This window comes from Streptomyces sp. IBSNAI002 (assembly GCF_052244475.1).
In the GTDB taxonomy this organism is placed as follows: domain Bacteria; phylum Actinomycetota; class Actinomycetes; order Streptomycetales; family Streptomycetaceae; genus Streptomyces.
On record NZ_JBQPXG010000002.1, the window covers coordinates 120,366 to 142,709 of the forward strand.

Annotated in this window: 21 protein-coding genes and 1 pseudogene; 4 read left to right on the forward strand and 18 right to left on the reverse strand. The window is 69.8% G+C overall.

All coding sequences use genetic code 11. The annotated features are described in order from the left end of the window. Positions 1–16: 16 nt before the first annotated feature. The 7 genes from ACTVZO_RS00795 to ACTVZO_RS00825 form a co-directional block, all read right to left on the reverse strand. Positions 17–1,534 carry a sodium:solute symporter family protein gene (locus ACTVZO_RS00795; RefSeq protein WP_443296417.1) on the reverse strand — a complete coding sequence of 506 codons (1,518 nt, stop codon included), beginning with the start codon at positions 1,532–1,534 and terminating at the stop codon, positions 17–19. Further along, on the reverse strand, positions 1,531–1,713 hold the full coding sequence (locus ACTVZO_RS00800; RefSeq protein ID WP_443296418.1) for a DUF3311 domain-containing protein: 183 nt from the start codon (positions 1,711–1,713) through the stop codon (positions 1,531–1,533). The genes ACTVZO_RS00795 and ACTVZO_RS00800 overlap by 4 nt, the downstream gene beginning before the upstream one ends. A 392-nt stretch (positions 1,714–2,105) precedes the next feature. Beyond that, on the reverse strand, positions 2,106–2,297 hold the full coding sequence (locus ACTVZO_RS00805; RefSeq protein ID WP_443296419.1) for a hypothetical protein: 192 nt from the start codon (positions 2,295–2,297) through the stop codon (positions 2,106–2,108). A gap of 948 nt (positions 2,298–3,245) precedes the next feature. Continuing rightward, entirely contained in the window at positions 3,246–4,139 is an 894-nt protein-coding gene (locus ACTVZO_RS00810) for a hypothetical protein (RefSeq protein WP_443296420.1), read from the reverse strand. Positions 4,140–4,643: 504 nt separating this feature from the next. Then, the gene (locus ACTVZO_RS00815; RefSeq protein ID WP_443296421.1) at positions 4,644–4,871 is read right to left on the reverse strand and encodes a hypothetical protein; all 228 of its coding nucleotides are present in this window, start codon (positions 4,869–4,871) and stop codon (positions 4,644–4,646) included. Positions 4,872–4,886: 15 nt separating this feature from the next. Then, positions 4,887–5,144 carry a hypothetical protein gene (locus ACTVZO_RS00820; RefSeq protein WP_443296422.1) on the reverse strand — a complete coding sequence of 86 codons (258 nt, stop codon included), beginning with the start codon at positions 5,142–5,144 and terminating at the stop codon, positions 4,887–4,889. A 143-nt stretch (positions 5,145–5,287) separates the two neighbouring features. Then, the gene (locus ACTVZO_RS00825) at positions 5,288–6,136 is read right to left on the reverse strand and encodes an NAD(P)H-binding protein (protein WP_443296423.1); all 849 of its coding nucleotides are present in this window, start codon (positions 6,134–6,136) and stop codon (positions 5,288–5,290) included. Positions 6,137–6,725: 589 nt separating this feature from the next. Here ACTVZO_RS00825 and ACTVZO_RS00830 point away from each other — a divergent pair. Beyond that, positions 6,726–8,153: an SMI1/KNR4 family protein gene (locus ACTVZO_RS00830; RefSeq protein ID WP_443296424.1), complete on the forward strand. Its 1,428-nt coding sequence runs from the start codon at positions 6,726–6,728 to the stop codon at positions 8,151–8,153. Between the two features lie 109 nt (positions 8,154–8,262). Here ACTVZO_RS00830 and ACTVZO_RS00835 read toward each other — a convergent pair whose 3' ends face one another. The 3 genes from ACTVZO_RS00835 to ACTVZO_RS00845 form a co-directional block, all read right to left on the reverse strand. Further along, entirely contained in the window at positions 8,263–9,810 is a 1,548-nt protein-coding gene (locus ACTVZO_RS00835; protein ID WP_443296426.1) for an alpha/beta hydrolase, read from the reverse strand. An 809-nt stretch (positions 9,811–10,619) separates the two neighbouring features. After that, positions 10,620–11,039, reverse strand: coding sequence for an ASCH domain-containing protein (locus tag ACTVZO_RS00840; protein ID WP_443296427.1), 420 nt, complete (start codon positions 11,037–11,039; stop codon positions 10,620–10,622). 212 nt (positions 11,040–11,251) lie between these two features. After that, a complete protein-coding gene (locus ACTVZO_RS00845) occupies positions 11,252–11,929 on the reverse strand; it encodes a GAP family protein (protein WP_443296428.1) in 678 nt (225 codons plus the stop codon). 641 nt (positions 11,930–12,570) lie between these two features. Between ACTVZO_RS00845 and ACTVZO_RS00850 the strand changes: the two genes are divergently transcribed. Next, on the forward strand, positions 12,571–13,233 hold the full coding sequence (locus tag ACTVZO_RS00850) for an EF-Tu/IF-2/RF-3 family GTPase (protein WP_443296430.1): 663 nt from the start codon (positions 12,571–12,573) through the stop codon (positions 13,231–13,233). Here the strand turns inward: ACTVZO_RS00850 and ACTVZO_RS00855 are convergent. The 8 genes and pseudogenes from ACTVZO_RS00855 to ACTVZO_RS00890 all read right to left on the reverse strand — a co-directional run bounded on the left by ACTVZO_RS00855 (position 13,139) and on the right by ACTVZO_RS00890 (position 19,440). After that, complete coding sequence (locus ACTVZO_RS00855) at positions 13,139–14,092, reverse strand: terpene synthase family protein (RefSeq protein ID WP_443296431.1); 954 nt, start codon at positions 14,090–14,092, stop codon at positions 13,139–13,141. The genes ACTVZO_RS00850 and ACTVZO_RS00855 overlap by 95 nt on opposite strands. Positions 14,093–14,096: 4 nt before the next feature. Further along, the gene (gene uppS, locus ACTVZO_RS00860; protein WP_443296432.1) at positions 14,097–14,999 is read right to left on the reverse strand and encodes a polyprenyl diphosphate synthase; all 903 of its coding nucleotides are present in this window, start codon (positions 14,997–14,999) and stop codon (positions 14,097–14,099) included. A gap of 738 nt (positions 15,000–15,737) precedes the next feature. Next, positions 15,738–16,223: a hypothetical protein gene (locus tag ACTVZO_RS00865; RefSeq protein ID WP_443296433.1), complete on the reverse strand. Its 486-nt coding sequence runs from the start codon at positions 16,221–16,223 to the stop codon at positions 15,738–15,740. 304 nt (positions 16,224–16,527) lie between these two features. Next, positions 16,528–17,133, reverse strand: coding sequence for a dihydrofolate reductase family protein (locus ACTVZO_RS00870; protein ID WP_443296434.1), 606 nt, complete (start codon positions 17,131–17,133; stop codon positions 16,528–16,530). Between the two features lie 54 nt (positions 17,134–17,187). After that, positions 17,188–17,472, reverse strand: a complete 285-nt coding sequence (locus ACTVZO_RS00875; protein WP_443296435.1) for a transposase — start codon at positions 17,470–17,472, stop codon at positions 17,188–17,190. An 83-nt stretch (positions 17,473–17,555) separates the two neighbouring features. Then, positions 17,556–17,868, reverse strand: a pseudogene (locus tag ACTVZO_RS00880) (IS5/IS1182 family transposase); the annotation flags it as partial. 50 nt (positions 17,869–17,918) lie between these two features. Further along, positions 17,919–18,221, reverse strand: coding sequence for a hypothetical protein (locus ACTVZO_RS00885; RefSeq protein ID WP_443296436.1), 303 nt, complete (start codon positions 18,219–18,221; stop codon positions 17,919–17,921). 313 nt (positions 18,222–18,534) lie between these two features. Further along, positions 18,535–19,440 (reverse strand): S41 family peptidase, encoded by a 906-nt coding sequence (locus ACTVZO_RS00890; protein WP_443296437.1) that lies wholly within the window; start codon positions 19,438–19,440, stop codon positions 18,535–18,537. A 57-nt stretch (positions 19,441–19,497) separates the two neighbouring features. Here ACTVZO_RS00890 and ACTVZO_RS00895 point away from each other — a divergent pair, with 57 nt between their 5' ends. Next, on the forward strand, positions 19,498–20,040 hold the full coding sequence (locus ACTVZO_RS00895) for an ArsR/SmtB family transcription factor (protein WP_443296438.1): 543 nt from the start codon (positions 19,498–19,500) through the stop codon (positions 20,038–20,040). Positions 20,041–21,122: 1,082 nt separating this feature from the next. After that, positions 21,123–21,626, forward strand: coding sequence for an N-acetyltransferase (locus tag ACTVZO_RS00900; protein WP_443303009.1), 504 nt, complete (start codon positions 21,123–21,125; stop codon positions 21,624–21,626). The last annotated feature ends 718 nt before the right edge of the window (positions 21,627–22,344 follow it).

Genomic DNA, 22,344 nt, shown 5'->3' on the forward strand with positions numbered 1-22,344 from the left:
ACGTGAGCACCGGGGATCATGCGCGGACGCCGAGCACCCAGGCCAGGACCTCGGAGTCCGGCCTTTCGTCGTCGTCGCGGCGTTGCATCGCCTTCCGTGCGGCGGTGACCGCGAGGACGGTGATGAGGTTCGCGGCAAGGCCGATGAGGCCGGCGCTCACCCCGGCGAGCGGGTCATTACCGGTGTATACCAGGGCGAAAACGATCAAAGTGCCCACCACCAGGCCGGAGAGGCCGGCGGTGAAGTGCAGCCCTCGCCACAGCAGCCCGACGATGACCAGCGGGACCAGCTGCACCATTGCCTCGCATGACACCAGCGACAACCGGACCAGGGTGCTGGGGGCCACATAGGTCGCCGCCAGCGCGACCGCCCCCGTGACGAGCACGACCGCCCTGGCGCTCTGGTGCTGCCGGGCATCCGAGATCGTGCGGAACAGGAGCGGCAGCACGCTGCGCCCCCACATCGTGCCGATCACCAGCATGAAAACGGCCATGGGTACGAGCGCGGACAGCGCGGCAGCCACACCCACGATGCCGACCACCCAGGCGGGCAGTCCGTCCACCACCAGACGGAGCAGGGCCTGATCGGTCTCCGTTCCCTCGAGGCCGGGTACCACGAAGAGGGCGGTCATGCCGAGCAGCATCGGTACGAACAACAGCAGGTTGTAGAAGGGGAGCCATACCGTGTTGCGCCGCACGACATCGGCGTCCCGCGCCGCGAGCAATCCGGCGACCGTACTCGGGAACACCATCAGCACCAGCGAATTGACCAACACCGTCGTGACGAACCACGTCACGCCGAGTTCTCCGCGGCCCCCGGCCTCACCGCCGTATCCCGGCAGGGTCAGCCACTGCGCGTGCTCGACCGTCATCCTTTCGAAGAACGTTCCGTAGCCACCGAAGTAGTGCCACGGGAGGTAGACCGCGAGGAAGAGAAGGGTGCCGATGACCAGGACGTCCTTGAGGACCGAGACCCAGGCACTGCCGCGCAGCCCGCTCCCGATGATGAATGCCGTGCTGACCACGAATGCCACGCAGTAGGACCAGTTGATGCTCACCGCACCGAAGGTGACGGTCGAGACCACGACGCCCATGCCCATGATCTGCAACTGGATGTAGGGCAGCAGGAAGACGGTCGCCGCGATGGCCACCACGGCTCCGAGCCAGGGGCGTCGGTAGCGGTGGGTGACCATATCGCTCATGCCGACGAGTCGGTGGGTGTGGGCGTACTTCCAGAGCAGCGGCCCGATCAGATGGAGTACGGCGAAGCCGCACGACATGTACGCCACCACGTAGAGCACCGGCACCCCGTAGGCGTAGCCCCAGCCGGCCGCTCCCAGATAGCTGTAGCTCGTATAGCCCTCGCCCGCCAACAGCACCCAGCTCAGGACCGGCCCCAGGCTGCGGCCGCCCAGCGACCAGTGCGCCAGGCCCGCATCGGAGTCGGAGGCCCTGCGCCGGGCGGCGAGCAGCCCCAGGACGACGGCCAGCACCAGGAACACGGCCAGGACGGCGGTGGCGACACCGGCCTTCATCGCTCGTCCCGCAGACCGGCGGCCAGGATGGCGAAGGGCGTCGCCAGGGTGGCGCACATGATCCAGAACATGAGGAAGGGCACGCCGCCCACCGTCGGTTCCACCACGTTGACCCAGGGCAGTGGTGCCAGGAAGAGCACGTACGGTACGAGCAGCCAGAGCAGGCGGTAGCGCCTCAATTCGAACTCCCGTATCCGGTGGCCTTGTCCTCGTTGCAAGAAGCGCCATTGAAGCGGCCGCGGCGGGCCGCGGCGTGGAGGCGGCGCCCGAGCGAGATCGAGATTCGCGAGAAGGATGTACTCACTGAGGTTGTAGGCGTGGTGTCATCGGCACGAGACCTGTTCCGGTGAGGCATCCGTCGCCGGCCCCGGGTGCGGAGCAGAGCGTCGAGGGTCGAGCGGAGTTCGGGGAGGTGGATAACCTCGGTGGAAGTGGCCGCAGCCCACGCAGCGGAACCGCAGAGGGCACGCTCCCCCGCCGGCGGCGACATCGGTCGGCTCGGAGCAGGTCCCTAAGGGGACAACGCCCGAGCCGATCGCGCGGCGGGTGCGTTCGGCATCCAGGCCGCTGGTCACCGCACACCCCGGACGAGCCCGCCGTGGCGGTCGAACTGCATCTGGGTGACCTTGTCGACGGCTTCGCGGAGCCGGACCTGCTTGACCCGGCGGGTCAGGCAGTCGAGGTCCAGGCGGCAGGTCTCATCGGGGCGCCGACCGGTGTCGATGAGGATCTCGACCGCGCCGCGCAGTTCACGGCAGCACATCACATCGAACAGTTCGAGGTGGGAGCACGGCTGACGCAGGATCTCCGGGGGCGGGTCAGGGCCATCGCTCGGGCCTCCCTGAGCGCGTTGCGGGCCTTCTGGATGGAGTGGCGGCGGGTGTCAACGTGAAGTGCCACCTTTCCCAGGTGCGCCCCTGTACGGGCTGCGGCGACGGTGCACCCACGTCTTCCCCTCTCCTCGCCGGCAGGCAGTCCCGGTTCTTCCCCGCCGGGGCGGCCCGGGCTGCCAGGGTCACCAGGATCCGTGGGGTCCGTGGGGTCCGTGGGGTCCGTCGGGGCGTCTCGGAGGATCTTGGACCTGTACCAGGCGGATGCTACTGATTTCGCGCCTGTGCCGGCCGTGGCACTGACGTGGAAGCGGTCCACGGCGGGGGCCTGCGGCGGCAGCGACGGCACAGGCCGCACAGCGGGCGTGCCGGCCGGCTCAGGAACGCCCCCCGGCAGCGAAGCCGGAGGACGGCCCGAAGGCACGTCGGCCGCCACCGGGTCCGGCTCCCGTGACGTGTCCCCGACCGCCACAGCGGGCCGGTCCTCCTCCGCCAGCGCTGGAGCGGCGAACAGAGCCACCGGGGCGATCACACCAGCCGCAACAGCCACGGCGCTTCTTCTCAGGTCCACGAGTCCTCAATCTGACGTGATGTACGGACACGCCACCAACGCTCCGTCAAACAAACCGGTACAGGTAGGAGCGAGGGACGTCCGGGTTGCGGTCCCGCCCGCCGCCGCGTTGACGACTCGTCACGATCTGGCCGGTTCGTACCAGCCGGGCTGGCCTCTGGCTCCGTTTGGGGGCTGGCGATCTCCGTATGGGGCGTCCAGGGCTCTGACAGGCCCGAGCCTCTCCCCCCTTGGGCGGTCAGCATGGGGTCTGTGCGTGACCTTGCTCGCCGCTACGGAGCGACCTGGCGACCCCGGCGCGAGTCGTCGGTCAGGCTGGTTCAGGCGGCGTTGGTGAGGTAGGAGGTTTCCCGGCCTTCCGGGCCGCTGCTTCCGCCCGGGCCTGGGCCTTCTTCGCCGCCCGCCCGGCCTCCCGATGACGGGCGGCGGCCTCCGCGCTCGCCGTGCGCGCCATCTCCAGCCGCTCCGTCGCAGCCCGCACTTCATCCTCGGCCGCCTTCACGGCAGCGGTCGTACGGTCCACCAGCTCCTGCGCGGCGACCTGCCCGGCCTCCATGCGCCCGGCTTCGGCCAGGGCCTCGGCAGCCTCCTCCTGGACCGCCTTCGCACGCTCACGCCGTGCCTGCTCCGCCCCCGCGTCCGGCGCCGGCCGAGGGACGCGTTCGGTCGCGGGCCCGGAAGGCCGGGCCTTGGTGCGCGAGGGTGGAGCGGCACCGGGCAGCAGCTCGAGGCCGTCGAACCCCATCACCGCATCCGGGGCCTTCACCAAGCGGCCCGCCACCCACTGCGCAGCGACCTCAGCGTCAGCCAGTACCGCGTGCAAAATCTGCTCGACCTCGCGGAGGACCGCCTCGCTCACCGCCTGCCCGGCCTCCGCAGCCAGAGCACCCGCCGTACGAGCGAGCCGGCCGACCACCGCGTGCTGGTCGTGCGAGAGCTTGCGCAACTGCGCCGCGTCCAACGTCTGATGCGCCGTCCGGAGCGCCTCGCCCAGCTCCACCAGGCCGCGCGCCTCCTTCGGCCGGCTGCGCGCGAGCAGCCCCGCCGTCCACACCGCCAGCGTCGGCTTGCGCAACGCCCCGATCCGCGCGGCAAGCTCCCTGTCCCCGGCCTTGCGGGCCTGGGCCACGTACTCGTCGCGGACCGCGGTGAACCGCGACGGCACCAGTTCCAGCAACTCCGCCGACACCGACTCCACATCCATACCCCGGAAGTCTCCCCGCCCCGACCACCCCCCGGCCGACACCACGCAGGAGTGTGCGTCGACCGGCTTTGATCCGACCACCCGACCTGCCCGGCCTCGGTACCGCTGCCCACTTCGAGGGCCACCAGCGGCGATCCTGCCGCTGTGCACCCCTGTCCGCCACGGAGAAGGCTGTGGCCAAAGACTTGCAGCAGCGCGGCCGCCCGAGTCAGCTGCTGAGGTCGAGCACGCCCCACGCCGTGAACGACCCGGCCGGGAAGTCCTTGTTGCATGGGTGATGAGGAGCTGCGTTCCCCAGGCTCGCGCAGGTTCCCCACCTGCCCGGCCAGGTCAGATGTCGGGAGAGAGCGGGGGCGGTCGGCGCACCGTCCGACCGGCGTCGGTCCCGCCGCGTCGCGTGGTGAGGCCCCCGGGCCGCGGGGCCTGGGGGCCTCGTTCAGTCGTGGGTGACGCGCGTCAGGGCATGGGGAATTGGGGTTCGGGGTTCGGGGTTGTGTGGCCTGGTCAGCGGTTGAGGACTTCCTCGATTTTGGTGGCCACGCGCCCGGCCTGGATGTCACGGCCCTTCTCGTTGGGGTGTGCGTACCACGGGATCGGCAGGCCGATTTCGAGCCCGGAGTCTTCCAGCAGGCCGCCGATGCCCCGGTTGGCGCCGTCGCACGCCGTGTTGTTGCCCGTGTGGGCGTAGAGGTCCACGAAGTCGGCACCGGAGTCGTCGGCGGCCTTCTTCATGATGTCGTCAAGCCGCTACTGGGCCTGGTCCAGGACGGGCAGCGCGTCCTGCGGGATGTCGGCGAACGATCCCACCTCTCGCATCGGCCAGGGACTGGAGCCGGGTCGGTATCCGCTGCCGGGTGTCATTGCGCTGCCGCCGGCGGAACAGGTCGTAGATCCGGCTCCACGGTCCGTACTCAAGGGCACGTCCCACAACGGAACACCCGTCCGAACCCGGAACCGGATGCCGTCGATCAACCGTCGCCGAGGCCACACGGGCGGCCTCCCCACCCCAGACCCCTTCGGCAACAACGGCTCCAGCGCCGCCCACTGCTCGTCTGTGTGATCTCCCCGGCCTCGGAGTCAAGCGTGTGGGCGGCGGAGCCTGGATCCGGTGTTCCGGTCGTCCACGTCGATGTGTGTGGACATGCCTCTCAGCGGAAGTCTGCCGCGTGGTCCACCGCCCACTCCCGGAAGGATCGGGCCGGGGCACCCGTGATGCGCTCCACCTCGTCGTTGACCGGCTCCGGACGGTCGAGCATCTCCGCCTGGGCCGGCAACACGGCCTCCACCAGTTCTGCCGGGTAGCCTGCGGCCTTCATCTGCTCGACGGCCTCGCCCAGTGCGATCTCCTCGAACCGCACCGGCCGCCCGATTGCCTCACCGATCAGTTCCACTTGCCGTTCCTGGGTGATCAGTTCGAGGCCGGTGATCAGGGGGCGGGCGCCGAGCAGGGCGTCGGTCCTCAGCGCCTGGACGGCGACCGCAGCCATGTCCGCCTCGTGGATCAGCGGGCGGGCCAGCCTTGCCAGCGGCGCCCGTACCGCACCGGTAGCGCGGATCTCCTCCGCCCAGCCCAACGTGTTGCTCGCGAACCCGGTGGGCCGCAGCGCCGTCCACTCCAGGCCCGAGGCCTCGATCAGCCGCTCCAGCTCCGTGTGGAACATGGTGATCGCCCCGCCCGGCTTCTCCTCGCTCCCCACCCCGGCGGATGACAGGTACACCACCCGTCGGGCGTGCTTCCCGATCGCGTCGATCACGTCCGACGCGCCCTCGGCGCTCAGGAACGGCCACACCAGGAAGACCGAATCGACGCCCTCCAGAGCAGTGTCCAGCGACGCGGGATCACCGAGATCGCCGGGTACCGCCTGCACACCCTCTGGGAAGTCCGCCTCCCTTCTCCCCAGCGCCCGCACGGGCACGCCCGCCGCGTGCAGTTGGGCCACCACTGCACCGCCGACCTTTCCGGTCGCGCCGGTCACCAGGATCCTGGGCTGTGTCATCGGAACCCCTCCTCGTCTCGCCGTTCGATGACACGACTCTCGTGCCTCAACCAAAGTTCAGGTCAAGCACCCGCTGGCCGGCCGGGGCGGCCAACAGGTGCTGTGCCAACTCGCGAAGCGAGATCGGTCACCAGGCGTCACCGGCCAACGGGCGATCAAAGGGGCCGACTACGAGGCAACGTCACACCTTGTCCGCTCGGTTCTGTCCACAGGTCCGGGCTCAACTCGTCGCGGATTCCCCACACGTAGCCCGAACTGGGACCCGCGCGCGTCGGGCCCCCACACCGGATCGCCTGCGCACAGGGCACCGAAGCCGAAGGGCCTCCATCTTGAATGCGTGCAGATCAGATGCGCACGAGGGCGCAAGCTGGTCACGGACGATTTCGTCCTTGCCATGCTGTTGTTCTTCTGTGTGGTCCTTGCTTCGGGTGTCGTCATCCTCGTCGCCTTCGCCAAGGCGTGCGGGGAGCGCCGTGGACTTCAACGCATGACGCGTCGTGGGACAACGTCCGGTGCGGGCCAGGGGCTTTCGGATCCCTTCGTGGCCCCCTGAAACACCGACCGACCCCTCGCCCGACCGGAGAACCGATTGCCCTCGGCATCCCCCTCATCCCCGACGTCCCCGATTCACGGCTTCACCACCTGGGAACCCGTACTGCGGCTCCTTCGGGCCGCCAACGCGGAGAGCCTCGCCGCGCCCGGAGGCTTCGTGGCCGGATACGTGGCGCAGCGCGGGTGGACCCTGCCCGTGCGGCGCCTGCCCGCTTCCGGTAGAGCGGCCGGGTTCGCCGAAATGCAAGCCGGGATGCGCGCGGCGGAGCCGGTGCAGGACGCGCTCGCGGAGGCCGGCATCGACCGCCTGCTGTGTGTGGCGGAGATGGCGCCGGGCGGACGGACCCGGCTCCACCTGCTCGACCCCGGCCCCGCCGTGGAGGAGGGCGCCGGACCGTACCCCGGTCCGCTCGTCCTGGTCGAGGGGGCCGTCGCCGAACCCTGGCGCCGCCTACCGGACCCGGCGCCCGGGTCGGTACCGGCCCCGTCCGCGGACCTGGCCCTGCTGGAGCGGACGCTGCGCGAGCGGCTCCCCGGTGCCGTCGGCGCGAGCGGGGCGGAGATCGCCGCGGCGGAAGCGCGCCTGGGTGTCACCCTGCCCGACGAGCTCAAGGTGCTCTACCGGGTGACGCGGGCCCGGTCGGAAGACCCGGACGACGGGGGCCACGACAAGGAGCACGATGAGCGCGGGAGCGCGTCCGAGGCCCTCGGCTGCGAGCTCTTCTCCCTGGACGAGCTGTACGTCGCAGACGCCTGCTCCCGCCCCTGCGGCTGGGATTTCGCCGCGACGACCGCCGTCGTCACCCCGCCCGACGCCGCCGTGCAGGGGCTGGCGGGCTCGCCCGGTTGGATCGCGTTCGGCGACAACGGCTACGGGGACGTGCTGGCGGTCGACCTGACACCGGGGCCGCGGGGACACGTGGGACAGGTCATCGTGCTCGACCACGAGCAGCGCATCGGCGCCGACCTCGTCGCCGACTCGCTCACCGGGATGCAGACGAAGGGGCGCGCGGGATCCTTCCGGAGCCGCCCCTGGGACCGGCCGCCCGCCGTGGCCCGCGTCAACGATTCGGCCCTGAAGAGCATCCGGGCCGCCGCCGACCCCGCCCTGGAGGTCCTGCAGATCGGCGCCCGGGACGACGAGCCAGTCAGCCTCGCCTCCCTGGCCGGACTGCCCCGCCTGCGCACGCTCTCCGCCTCCCCCGGCACCCTCGCCGACCCGCTGGAGATCTCCCTCCTGACCGGGCTGGAATTCCTGGAACTGGGCGCCCCCGAATGGCGCGCACTTCTCGACGCCGGAGCGGTCCCCCGCACGCTCTCGGCCGCCGCCATCCGGGCGGACGGTCTCCACCCGCTCCGGATCGCGGCCCTGGCCAACGAACTCCTGGCCCTCTGGGACCGCCCCCTCATCACGGTGACCCTCCTGGAGGGCAATCGCGGCCCGGGAGAGCACGAGGCGCGATAGCCGGGTGGTGGGCTCGACTTCGGCACCGTGGTCCGCTGCCGATCTTGCACGTCCCGAATCGCGGCCTGTCCCACGGCCCGTACCCGGGCGACCGGTCTCCGTGGCGTCGTCAGCCCTCGGCGGGGCAGCTGCGGTTTCCGGCCGGCAGCTGCCCGTCGAGCAGGAAGCGGTTCACGTAGCCGCGCACGCAGGACGAGAACAGGTAGCCGGTGTGCCCCTCGCCCTGGTAGTCGACGATCACCGCCGACCCGAGCCGCTCGGCGGTCTCCTGCGTCCACTCGAACGCGGTCGCCGGGTCGCCCCGGGTGCCGACCAGCAGCATCGGCGGTGCTCCCGGGCGGTCGATCTTCTGAATGAAGTCGGTTCCGGCGGGGCGGCCGTAGCAGGTGAGCGCCAGCCCCAGCAGGTGCGGCCCGAAGACCGCCGACGCCTTGCGGAACTCCTCCTCCAGGCGTGCGACCTCCTTCTGCGCAGCCGCCGGAGAGGCCTCGTCGAGGAACCGGTCCGGTTCGTCCGCACAGTTCACGGCCATGACGGCGGCCCCTGAGTTGTCCGCGGGGATCTGATCGCCCTGGTCCTGCGGTTCCTCCCCCGACGGTTCGAGGTTGAGGTCGAGGAGCCGGAACATGCCCGCCGGATCGCCGTCGCGCTCGGCCACGGCCAGCGCGTCGGCGAGGTCGGGCCACATCGCCCTCGAGAAGAGGGCCTGGCCGATGGCGCCCACGGCGAGCTGCCCCGTCAGTTCAGCGCCGTCTTCGCCGACCAGCGGCTTGCGGTCGAGTCGCTCGATGAGAGCGGCCACCTTCTCGCCGCCGGTACCGGCGCCGGTGCCGGTCCCGTAGACGCAATCGTCGCGACGGGCGCACCAGGTCAGGAAGTTGCCCAGGGCCCGCTGCCGGACCCGGGCCGTGGTCAGGGACCGCTCGGCCAACGAGTCGGTGAGGTTGTCGACGCCGTCGAGGACCATGCGGCCGGTCCGCTGCGGGAACAGCGCCGCGTACACGGCGCCGAGACGGGATCCGTAGGAGCAGCCGAGGAAGTTGAGCTTCCGATCGCCGAGGGCATCGCGCAGCACGTCCATGTCGCGTGCGACGTCGACGGTCCCCATGTACGGGAGGACCGGGCCGGAGTCCTTCGCACAGCGCTGGGCCTGGGCGCGGATCCCGCCCAGCACCTCGGCGGCGTCGATCTCACCGGTGGTGACCAGCTCCGCGGCGGCCGGGCCCTCTCCCTCGCAGGTGACCGGATCGCTGTGGCCGACCCCGCGCGGGTCGAAGGCGACGAGGTCGTACCGGTCGCCCAGGTCGGCGAAGGCCCCGGGGTCGGCGGCCAGCTGCTCGATGCCGGAGGCGCCGGGGCCTCCGTAGTTCAACAGGAGCGAGCCGAGGCGCTTGCCGGGATCGACCGCCCGGATCCGGGCCAGGTCCACCGTGGTCTTCCCCTTGGCCGGGTCGGCGTGGTCGAGCGGTAGCTCGATGGTCCCGCACTGCATCCGGTCGGGCACCGTCTTCGCGGGCAGGGGGCAGGCACCCCAGCGGATCTCCGGCGCCGGACCGGGCATCGGCGCGGCCCCGAGGCCCGCCAAGGCCAGGACGCACACCAAGGCGGTCGTACGGGCGCGCCTCCGCGAGCCGGGGCTTTGGATGAGGTGGCGCACGACACCCTCCTCGGGTGACCCCCGGGCCCGTCCCATACCCACCATAGGCACGTGATCCCCAACCCGCCGCCCGAACCCGGACGGCCCGGCGATCCCGCCAGCAGGTGCACAGCCCCGGGGCCCCGGGCATGAACCGCCCGGGGCTCGGCCCGCCCTACCTCTTCGTCAGCTGTGCGATCGAGGGAAACACTGTGGGGGTCGGCGCAGGAGCCGGCGTGACGCCAGAGGTCGGTACGACCGTGGGGACCGGTGTCGGGATCGTGGGGACCGGTGTCGGGATCGGGGTGCAGGTCGAGCTCGGCATGCCGGTGGAGCTCGGGGCCGGATCCGACGCGGAGAGCAGGGCCCGGGCCGCTACCGGTGTGGATCCGGGCTCGGTGGTCGGGCGCGGAGTCCGGGCGGGAGCCAGAGTGGGCGTGGGGTCCGGTGCGCGGCTCGGGGCCGTCGTAAAGGTGGGATTTCCGCTCGGAGTCGGAATCGCGGAGTCGGCTTGGGCCATGCCGGTCGCGAGAGCCAGGCCGGCAGCTCATCCGGATGCCGCGACGGCGGCCGCCACTCCACGAATTCGCTGAGTGCGCATGTGGGTTCCCCCCGGTACGTCTGCCCGGCACTGTCGCCGGACAAGATCGGAAGAAGGCCAACACGATTCGCCGCCGACCTGCAAGATCGTCCGGTCTACGTTCCCCCGCAACCCCCGTACGGGTCCGAGGCGGTGAAGGGCCGGTGCGCCGGTCGATCCCGGGTCGCAGTGGTCGGTGGACGGCTGGTCGATGCCGGCGTGGCGGGAATCCGTCCACGCTCGGATCAGATCAGGCCGTGTGGATCAGACGGAACCGCTGGGCCACCACCTGGGTGTCGTCATCGGCGGTGAAATCGGGGTCGCCCAGTTCCTCGCGCAACTCCGCACTGTGCCAGAACTCTTCGTGCCCTGCCCGCCATTCGGCCACCGACGTGAACCCTTCGCCCTCGTCCAGAGCATGCTGCAGGTCGACGTCGGCCAGCCGGATCACCCGGACCTCGGTCATCTCGATCACCGCGACCCGTCGCCCATCGGAGTCGACCACGGCCAACTGTTGGCCCACTTGGGGCAAGGGCTCGTTCCCTCGTGCGTATTCCAGCATCAGCGCGGAGGTAGAGGTCTTGTGTCCGGACAGGATCACGGCGATCAGCCGGTCCCGCAGCGGACCGGGGAACGCGAACTCGACCAGGGGAAGATCATGAATCGTCATGCACCGCAGGCTACTGAGCCCGCTCCCTGAACGCTCACGCATTTCCAGGCGGGATCCGCGCCATACCGATGAAGTCGGGGATGGCCGCCTCGGAGCATCGCCCCGTGACGCGGGCATACCAGCTCGATCACGCCGTAGCCCGGTGCGTGCAGTGCCCGAAAGCGCCTGGGTCCAGCGGCTTCCTCCCGGGCGACGACGGTCGCGAGGAAGTCTCAGCGGCCCAGACCCGACAGCCCGTCACCCAGGACGCTGGCGCCCACAAGAAGAAGCACGAGCACTACGATCACAGCGCTGTTGGTGACCATGAACTGTTTGACGCCGTCCAGGAACGTTGCGGCGCGCTGCCCTCCGGCGAGATGGATACCGACGGCTCCCAGCACGGTGCAGGAGGCGATGAGCACGAAGACGGCGACCGCCACGGCGAGGCCGACGTCGTGGACGCCCGCCTCGTCGATCGAGGCTGCGGCCGACGCCGTCAGGACGAAGTTCTTGGGGTTGGCTCCCGACAGCAGCGCACCGAGGAGCAACACTCGTCCGGCCGTGGCGTCCTCGAGCGACGCCATCCATCGTGGTGGCTCTGCCTGCTCACCAGCGCGCGGGCGCTTCCACCACTTGCGTACCCCCAGCACGATGAGAGCTCCGCCGGCCAGTACCCGCCCCCAGTCCGCGATAGCCGAGGATGTGCTCTCGGGGTCGTCGGCCCCGCCGAAGAGCACCGCGACAAGCGTCGCCACGATCGTCAGGCCGGCCATCCACCCGGCCGCGAAGAGCAGACCGTTCCGGCGGCCTTGCGCGCCGGACAGGATCACGACGATTCCGATCAGAGGGAAGGGACCGAGCGCGACCGCCAACGCCGCAGGCAGCATGGCGCCTACCGCCTGGATGAGCATCCGGTCCCCTCTCGATCGGAGCACGGATCGACGCGCCCCTTCAACGGTCACACCCGGCTGCCGAATAGGCAGTACAAGTCCCGTGGACCGCTGCGGTCCGATGACCTTTCCCGCCAGTTGATGCTGCCCGAGCAGGAGTCCCGGCGCCTTCCGGACTCGCCGATGTCACGCGTCTGCCGAACGGATCGCCTCACGAGCTCCGGTTCGCCCAGGTATGCAGCCCGTTCCGTAGCGACTGACGAAGGTCGGCTGCCCCGGGACGAGGTCGACAGGTGGGCGTGGCGTTGGGGGCCGCCGACGGGACCGGAGCGGCGGATTTCCTCCACCGCGACGAGCAGGGCAGGGATGCTTGCCGCGTTGAGGGATCGCCGGGCGATGTGACGGAGCGAATCCGTCTGCCGGCTCCGGTCACTGCCAGGCTGTGCGCATGGCTGAACGAGTTCGGGTTGGTGAGATCGAAGAGGAAGAGGGTCGCCGAGGGGGCGACCGACGACGTCAGCCACGACGGCCGGCGCACGCGATCGTTGTTAGCCTCTGGACTCCCGTTCGTGGCTCCCACGTTCGGCGTCAAGGGAGCACGGGTACTCATGGGCGGACCTTCAGGTGAGTCAGCGGCGGGTGCAGCGGGGAAGCCGTTCCTGATGCCCGTCGAAGACGTGTTTCGCCTCCAACAGGACAGGGGCGTCGTCGCGGCAGGTCGAATCGAACGCGGCCGGGTACGCAAGGACGACACGGTGGACATCATCGGCGCGAGTGGCAGCGCGACCGCTCACATCGCAGGCATCGAGCAGAACCACGTGTCCATCGGCGAGGCGAAGGCGGAGATGAACGTGGGGGTGCTGCTGCGCGGCATGGCCGCGGACGCCGTCGAGCGGGGTCAGGTGCTCGCAGCATCAGGATCGGTCAGCGCCCATACCGGCTTCACTGCCGACATCACCCTGCTGTCCGAGGAACAGGGCGGTGCGGACGTTGTCTCCGGCGATCGTCTCCGTTTTTACGCCCGCACCGCCGCAGTCTGGGGCACCGTCACGCTGCCCGAAGGCGCCGACGTCGTCCGGCCGCTGCACGGAGCCGAGGTGACGGTGGTACTCGACGAGCCGGTCGTGCCCGAGGAAGGCCAGTCCTTCGCTCGCCGATCCGGGCAACGGGGCCGCTCTGGCGCGGTAGCGCTGGCGCACTCCGCAGTCGATGCAGTCCTCCACACCGCTCTCATGACAGAGAGGTGTCGTAGCGGCCGCTCATGTGATGCCAGCTCTCTGTGGTTTTCATCTCGTTGCGAAGGAGGGCCAAGTACCGCTGCGTGACGTCGCCGTCGGCGGGACTGCGGCAGAACCGGAGAAGCTCTCCTGCTGCCTCCTCGAAAAGCCCACAGACGGCAAGAGCCATGTCGATTGCCTCCCTTGCGGCCTGGGCATGGCTCCAGCGGCGCTCCCGCGCAAGCACAAGGATCAGATTGCATGTATCGCCACGGGCGTGCTCCTGTTCAAAGCTGTACACGTCGTTGATGAATCCGCACACGTCGCTGACGCACTCGTGGAGCTCGGTGAAGAGACGGCTGGAGCAGAGGTAGCCGGGCAGCTCGATGCCGCAGGCCCGTTCCGCGGTGTCGCTGAAGTGCCGCATGTGCACTGTGGCGCGCCGCAGCTCGCGGTAGGCGGGAAAGCTCGGGATGGTGTGCTGCGCACGTAGCCGGGCCTCTTCCGGGAAGGCTCGCAGGAACGCCCGGAGATTCCCGGCGGCGCGCCCAGCCCAGGAGCGGGGTGCTTCCTGGGACAGGTGCGCCCAGAACCGGGCCGTCAGATCCGCGATGGGCGTGGTGGCACGGCTGTGGCGGGGCGGGGGGAATGTGATGAGCGGAAGCACCTCGTCGATCGCTTCCAGGGCCCGCTCCGGATTCCGTCCTATTTCTCCGTCGAAATAGTCGTCGGTGATGTTGGATACGGCAAGACTCAGGGACATCAAGAAGAGGTTCGGATTCTCCTCACCGGAGCAGAATCCGGCGGCAAGGTCGGTCAAATGCTGCCGCCGCAGTCCGGGCAGCATCTCTGCTGGGATGCCGCCCACGTCGACCAGCCAGTCCGAGCACTGCTGTTCCGCAAGAGCGAGAACCTCGGGATGGGTGGGGATGAGGTCTGGAAACGGGAGCGTGATGCTGTAGTCCATACGTTCACCTGCCATGTCTTCGCTGCTGCGCGCCATAGAAATCGAGGGCCGCGTCGAAGGTGGCGGCCGAGAATTCGGGCCAGGGAATATCAGTGAAGTACAATTCTGCTTCAGTGGTCTGCCATGGCATGAAGCCGGAAAGGCGCTGTTCGCCGGAGGTACGGATCACGAGATCGATGTCGGGCTGGCCAGCGGTGGACAGGTGGCACTCCAGGTCCGCCTCGGTGATACTCCCTGACGGCGATGGCTCTGCGTGACGGAGGAGTTCCCGTACGGCGGCGACGATGTCGGCTCGTCCGTCATAGGCGACGGCCACGTTGAGCACCCCCATGCAGCCATCGGCGGCGCGGGCTCTGATGGAGAGCAGCCGGGAGGCTTGGGCGGGGGGAAGCAGGCTCAGCTTCCCGATCGGCCGGATACACCATCGGCCGGCGGCGGCGATCCTCTCCAGGCCTGCAGTGACGGCTTCAAGGATCATGGCGACGGCCGCGGGGTCACGCTGGAGATTGTTCTGGGACAAGGCCCAGACCGTGACCACCGGGATCCCTGTTTGCCCGCACCACGTAACCAGATCCTCCACCCGGCTCGCGCCCTGCATGTATGCCTGTTCCAGAGGGAGATGACGGTCTCGGGCCCAGCGGCGATTTCCGTCGAGGATCACACCGATGTGCCGAGGCCTGGGATCCCCTCTGCTTCTAGGTGAGGACGCAACGCTCTCCGTGGCTGGAGCCTCTTGGTGACGTGCAGCGGCAACTACCCGAGCATCATGGTCAGCCATCAGGGATAGCACCTCGATCAGGCGGTCAGAGAGGGTCTCGCTGTCACAACCATTCTCCATCCGATTCTGTGCACCAGCGGGACGGGCGAGAAGAGCACCCGCCAGGCGCATTTGGGTGCACATGGCCATGCGAATGCGTAACGGCGCATTGTGGGGAGCTCGCAGCAAGATGAGTGGTTCCGAGAGACCACGGCCCCGCCGGACCGGTGTCGGCCGCGCCGGTTCCAGCGCGCCGGACGGACCCCGCACGCGCCCCGCCGTCGGCCCGGGTCCGGGCGCGGGTCCGGGCGCGGGTCCGGGCGCGGGTCCGGGCGCGGGTCCGGGCGCGGGTCCGGGGATGACGCCACCCTTCACGGGGGCGGGGCTGCTCCGGGATTTCGGGGTCCGCGAGGGCGGCCCGTGTAGAGAGTCCTCGTGTGGCGTGCGCGGTGGAGGACTGTGCTCGATGCCGGTGCGCTGCCGGGGTCAAGGGGCGTAGCGTGCCGGGGTATGAGCGAGGTTGTGGAAGCCAGGGGTCCGAAGGTTCCGCCGAGTTTTCCTCCGAAGTCGCCTCCGCCCCAGAGGAAGCCCGTGGAGGCGCCGCGGCCGCGGCCGGCGACGAAGCCGAAGTCGCTTACGGGGTGCCGCCGCGCCTGATCGTCAGCAGTCGGCGGGCCAGGGTGCTGGCGCTCGGCGCGGACCAGTGGGCGGCCAAGAAGGCCGCCGGACAGGCCGCGCTCGCCGGCGCCGAGTGGGACTTACCCACTGCTCGACGAGCACGACTTCCTCAAGGCCGTCCACGACCTGGTCCCTGCAGTTGGCAGCGATGCTGCGGCGGCAGGGGATCGTCCCGGGAGGGAGTGAGCAATTGTCGAGAACTGGGGATGGTCACGACGGTCCGTCGGTCCGGTCGTCCCGAACCTGCGCCACGAGGCGCGCCGTTGTGCGGGGGTTGCGGAGAACGTGCAGTTTCGCCTCTGGGGCATGTGCTGTGATCGCCTGGAGGAGGAGCGGGCGGCTCCGGCGGCGCCATGACCATACCCAGAGCCAGAAGTCGGCCCGTTCCCGCGAGCGGCGCAGCGCCTGCCATGCACAGCGCGGGAAGGAGTAGTCGAGCAGGAGGATGGTGTCCGCTTCGCGGAGACGGACTTCGAGGACGTCGTAGGGGCCGAGATCGCCATCCATGATCCACTGGTCGGCGCGGGCGAGTTCGCGTTGGACGTCGGCCCACCGGTCAGGTGGAGTCGCTTCCAGGTCCGGCCCCCAGAAGTGCTTGTCGAGTTCGCTGACGGGGATCCCGGTTGCGGTGCCGAGCGTGGCTGCGAGGGTTGACTTGCCCGCGCCGCCACGGCCGAGGATCACGACACGCTTCATGGCCCTCATGGTGCCAGTGCGACCTGCGGGCCGCAGCGGATCCTGCGCCCGGATTCCGTCTGTGGCAGGCCGCGGCAGTCTCCTCGCTCGCGGCCAGGACGCCGTTCTCGAGCTTCACTCCGGAGCAGATCAGGGCGACCAGGTGCGCTCCGCGTTTCGGGCGCCAGCGGGCCCGCGCGGGCTCGACGAGCCTGGACACCATGGCCAGCGCGCCGCGGTGCGGGTTCCGTTCTCGATGACTCCGAGCTGTCGAGGCCGGTCCAATCGGCCCGGCGGCCGTCCAGACCGGCGGACGGGGCCGAGGTCACGCAGGGACGCCGAGCGGCGGGTGATCGAGCACGCGGGGCTTGTACTCGACCAGCTGGATGCGGCCGTCGAAGGTGCGGTGCTCGATCATCTCGAGGGCAACGTCCGGATAGCCGTCGTAGATGCGTTCCTCGCCCGTGGCCCCGGTGATCACGGGAAACATCACGACCCGGAAGCGGTCCACGAGCCCGGCACGAAGCAGGGACCGGCACAGGCTGAGGCTGCCGATCGTGCTGAGGAGCCCCGATCCACTCGACTTCATGGCACGGACCGCCTCGACGGCATCGTCGCGGACGAGCGTGGAGTTGGCCCACGTCAGTGGCTCCTCGAGCGAGGAGGAGAACACCACCTTGGACGCTTGCGTGAGCTCGTCGACGGACGCCTCTTCCTCGGGCCTGAACTCTTCTTGGCCATCAGGGACCTGGCCTGCGGCGAAGCCCGACATGAGGCGGTAGGTGTTCGCTCCCATCAGGTAGGTGGCCTCGGGCTGCGCTCCGAGCCACGCGAGGTACTCCGGGCCCTCGAGGCCCCAGAATCCGGGCCATCCCTCTCCCGATGCACAGCCGTCGAGAGAGGTGATGAAATCGACAAGAAGCTCCGACATGGCACTGCCCTTTCCTCAGGTGTCACGAGCTTGGACCGACCGGGAGCCACAAACTCATCGGCCGCGCTGTAGAGCAGCGAAAAAGCCAGGGTGATGGGGGACCGCGCCCGCGTCTGCCTTGAGCCCTCCGGCTGTGGCGAACCCGGTGCGGTCGTCGCCGATCTCCGCGAGGATCCGTGTGCCTGTCTGGGGGCCGATGCCAGGGAAGCTCAGCCTGATCGATGCGTCGGGATAGACCCGAATGGCGGACTCGGTGGCCCGTCCCAGGTCGTCGACTGCTTCGCAGGAGGCCTCCAGCTGACGGAACTGTGGCGGTGGGAACACCCCGGGACCGACCACTCCCCCGCCGCCCTGGTCGGCAACCGCCTGATCCTGGCGCTGCCCGAGCTCACCTCCGTCACCTTGGGCGGGGCCGGCCGCGCCGACGGGCGTCGACCTCCCCCCTCCCCGTGCTGAAACACGGTCATTCTCCGCCTGCGGTGGTGCACACGCCGCTGCTTGAGCCGGTGGATGCACCGCTCGGCGGCCCCGCCGCGGGCGGTGGCCGGTCCGGGGTCTGCCCGGACCGCTGCGGGGCACGCCGAGACGGTCCATCACCGTCTCGAAGGCAGGCGCGTCACCGGACTGGTCTGCGGTGACGGTGAAGGCCCGGCCGTCGGCCGCAAGGTGGACCCCGGTGTCGGCCGGTATCGCGCACGGCATGCCGAAGCGCCGGCCCCCGCCAGCCGAACGGTGAGGGGGGCGGCGCCGTGTTCCTCCCCTGCGCGGCTCCGGTCGTCCTCGCGCTACTGGACGTACAGGCTCATGCCGTGGGCCGGGCGGACGATCTGTCCGGGCAGAACGAAGCCCGTCACGCGCCCGTCGCAGAAGCGGCCCGACCACAGGGCGGCCGTCTCGTTCGTGAAGTTGCCGACCTCCGAGGGCACGAAGTCGCCCAACGGATAGCAGCCGGACGGGTCATGGATCGCACCCCGGTCGATGAACAGCACCCCGTCGGCGGCCTGCGCCGCGCCCGGCGTGGTCACCGCCAGTGTCAGCGCCGCCGCACACGCCCCCAGTACCCGTGCCACACGTCGGGTCTCGCGCATCCCCGGTCCACCTCTTCTTCTCTTACGCCACACTCGAACGACCGCCGTGACCAAAGGTAGTGTTACAACTACTTAGGGTGACACGGCGCGTGGTGGTGAAGGAGGGCGCGTGAGACTCCGGGAGACTCTCGACGCGCTGGTCGAGTCCGGCGCCGAGAGCGGCGTCCAGGTCACCGCGTACCGGCACGGCCATCCGCCAACCGACTCGGTTGCGTCGTGAGGGGTGAGCGCGCTGAGGGTGTCGTACGTCGGGTGTCGGCCGGACGCGGTCAGGGGAGGCCTGCGCGCAGTACCGCCGGCCGGTGGAACCTGGTCAGCCCGCCAGTTGGGCGAGGGCCAGCTTGTGCGCGTGGTCGAGGGAGTCGGCAGCCGCGCAAGGGACGTCCGGCTGCACACCAACGCCCTCCCAGTTGGTGCCGGAGACGGGGTTGATGGCACGGCCCGTAGGAATACTGGCTTCCAGGTGCGGATGCACCGTCCAACCCTTCCGCGGGTGCGCGCCGCCGCGGGTGCGCTCGCCGACGACGACGGCGCGGCCGAGCTGCTGCAGGTCGTACGCCAGCTCCTCAGCGGCAGAGAAGGTGGCGTCGCTGGACAGCACGTACAACGGCTTGCTGCCGCCGAAGCGGGCGCCGGGAACGTGTGGCAGGCTCCAGGACTGCTCGCTGCGGTCGCCCGCGCGCCAGTACATGGTGTTGAGGTGGGTGCGCTTGTCCAGAAGGTAGCTGCAGACGAAGGCGACCGTGTCCGGGTCACCGCCGCGGTTGGAGCGGAGGTCCACGATCAGCGCCTGGGCGCGGGAGACCAGGGTGAGCGCGGCGCTCAGGGCTTCGGCGGTCCATTCCAGCGGGAACAGCATCGGAGCCAGCTCCAGTACGGCGACCCCTCCGTCGAGCAGTTCCACCCGGGGCGCACCGCCGAGCGAGGTGTCGAACTCGCGGCGAATGGACTCCAGGACGGCCGCACCCTCCTTGGGAGGTACCGGGTCGGCGTGGTACTTCAGGCTGAGGTGCAGGTCACCGTTGATCGACTGCAGGTCCGCGGTGACCAGCCGGGCGAGCTCCTCGGCACCATCGACGTCATAGGCGCCGTCGGTGAGGCGTCGTTGCAGGAGGCCGGCGAGCTGCTCTGCTATCTCGGGGAAAACATACTGTTCGGTCAGGAGCCGGACGGTCTCGTCGATGACATGGGGCGGCCGAAGTTCCGTGGAAGTCGTCATGGCCGGGAGTAGATCACCGCCCTTGCGAAAGCGTCAAGCAAGTTAGACACTTTCTGTATGCACGAGCAGCCTTCCTACTCGCCTCCTCCTGAGGACGTCCTGGAAATCAGTGCGCCTGAGCAGTTCGCGGCGCTCGCCCACCCGTTGCGACAACGGTTGCTCTTCGCGCTGGGCCAACGGCCTGCGACCATCCGCCGGCTCGCGGCTCAACTCGACGCGACGAAGGGCAACGTGGCCCACCACCTCAAAGTGCTCCGCGAAGCCGGGCTCGTCCACATCGCCGAGACCCGCCAGGTCCGCGGCGGTACCGAGCAGTACTACCAGCGCACGGCCCGACACATGGTCGTCGCCGAACCCCAAGCGGCAGGCACCGCAGCGATGCTCGCCGCGGTCGCCCAGGAGCTCGACCGCTCACCCGCCGAGACCCACCTGACACTGCGCCACCTGCGTCTCAGCCCCGCGAAGGCACGAGAGCTCGGCGAGACCCTCGCCAAACTGGTCGACGAGGCCGAGGAAGATGCGGAGGACCGGCCCGTGCACGGGGTGTTGGTGGCGCTCTATCAGCAGGCTCTGCCATCCGGCACCACCGATTCCGCCTAGGGCCTGCCCCACGAGACAGGCGCCTGGCTCACTCGCGATGAGCCGCACCCATTGACATCCAGCCCGGTCGCCCCAGATCAGCGCGCTGCACGCGACTGGCTTCGATGGCAGTCGGTAGGCGGCGGAGAAGGCCGGCGGGCAGGCCGCGCTCACCGGACACGCACGGACCGCCGCCCAGATCGCCACCACCGGGGATGTGCTGCGGGCGACCTCCCCCACGCCCGTGCACGGCCGGTCTTGGGCACCCCTCGCCGCCTCGTGGGGCGATATCCACGGTGTGGACGACGCCCGCCTCGTGGCCTGGTTCCGCTGAGCCCCGTTTCGCTACTCCCCCACCCGTTCCGAGCCCGTCCCGGCGTTGTTCTACGATCACGGTTCGGCGATCATGCGGGACGACGCCGTACGAGGACTGGCCCGGACTGGGGGACGAAATGGCGATCGACAGGCCTGGCCGGCCGGAGGACCTGCCGACGGCCGAAGTGCTGTGGGCGCGCTGGGCCCTGGCCGCCGTATTGGAGGCCACGGCGCGGGCGGAAGCCCGGGGCGTCCGTCGCGTCGGCACGTGGATCGACGGCGAGGGTCTGCACCTCGACGACCGCGGCTGCACCTGGTGGACGCTCCAGCAGGTGGGAGAAGGCCGCTACCTGCTGTACGGCGAGGACGAGTCCAGTGCCGTGAAATGGCACGAACCCGCCATCGACATGCTGGCGCGGGCACCGGACTGGCTGCCCCACGAGCGCCTGCGGGAACTGTTGGAGGGCTGGGAGCTGGGCTGCGTCTACTGGTACGAGCACGGCGCCTGGGCCCGCGCACCGTACCCCGACGACCTGGACGACGACGGCCTCGACTGCGGGATGAGCCGTTTCGCGGTGCGTGAGGAAGCGCTGAACGACCTGATCGCCTCGGAACGCGGCCTGCCCCGGGAACGGGCAGACCACCTGCTGGCCGCGGCCGAGGCACGCAGCCTGACGACCGCCGAAATCCAGGAGGTACTGAACGCGGCAGCCGCCGCCGAAGAGTACGTGCCGGCCGACCGGGAGGCGATGCTGAGATCCCTCGAACTCTCCGCCCTGACAACCGCCATGGGCTGGCTTCCCGATGACTTCGTCCACCCCGTCCTGGTACCGCTGCCGGGCGGTACTCACCACCTGCGGCCGATCCGGGAAACGGACACCCCGCTCGACTATCCGGCTGTGATGGGTTCGCGCGAGCGGCTGTGGACGATTTTCGGCCCGGCTTGGGGCTGGCCCGCGGAGACCATGACCTACGAGGCCGACCAGGCCGACCTGTTGCGGCACGAGAAGGAGATCGCCGCGCACCAGTCCTTCAACTACGCGCTGTTCGACGCGGCGGAGACAGTTCTGCTCGGCTGTGTCTACATCGACCCGCCGGAGAAGACCGGCGCGGACGGTGAGATCTCCTGGTGGGTGGTGGACGAGCTGGTGGGCAGCGCGGTCGAGCAGGCGGTCGACGAACTGGTGCCGCGGTGGATCGCCGCCGACTGGCCGTTCGAGCGGCCGCGCTTCCCCGGCCGTGACATCTCCTGGTCGGACTGGCTCGCCCTGCCGCAGCATCCCGACGCGTAGGTGGTTGTTGCCCGTAGTCCTCTTCTGTGACTGCGAACCGCGGAACCGCAGGCATGGTGCCAGGGCCGGCGCCGGGCCAGACCTCGCTGTGTTCGATCACGCCAGTGCCGACGACGACGTCTGCACGGCCCGGATCGGTCGCGTTGGGCGAGTGCGAGATGACGAAGGTGTCCACCAGGGTCCACGCGAACTGGGGGCCCTTCTCATCTGAGACGTCAACCTCCAGATTGCCCGAAGAGCGCGTGGCCTCGTCGGGAAAGGCGAGCACGTCCCGCCACGGCCCTGCGGGCATGCACCCGCGGAGGATCAGGAGTTCACGTGGCGGCGGCACCGGGTCGGCGAACAGTCCCTCGACGTCAGCACACCGCCCCCAGAAGTCGCTCTGAAGGTCGGCATCCTGGCGGGTTCAGAAGGTACCTGACCGGAAACGTGTGATCCCACGTGGCATGGTCCCCGACCCGCACGAAGCCTCCGCACGCTTGAATCGACTTGGCGGGTCAACGATACGGAGCAACGTTCCCCAGCCCGACGGAAGGGGGCGTCATCTCTTGCCTTGGCGAGGTCTGCCGATGGCTGGTTGGCGTGCCGGCCGAATGCGACAGCTCCTTGTGGGATGTCAGGGCTGTCGACGAGCGCGTTGAACAAGCACCAAGGCGGGGCAACTCGTGGAGGTTCCCGTTGCCGGGAACGGAGAGCAGCGACAGCGACACGACGCGGG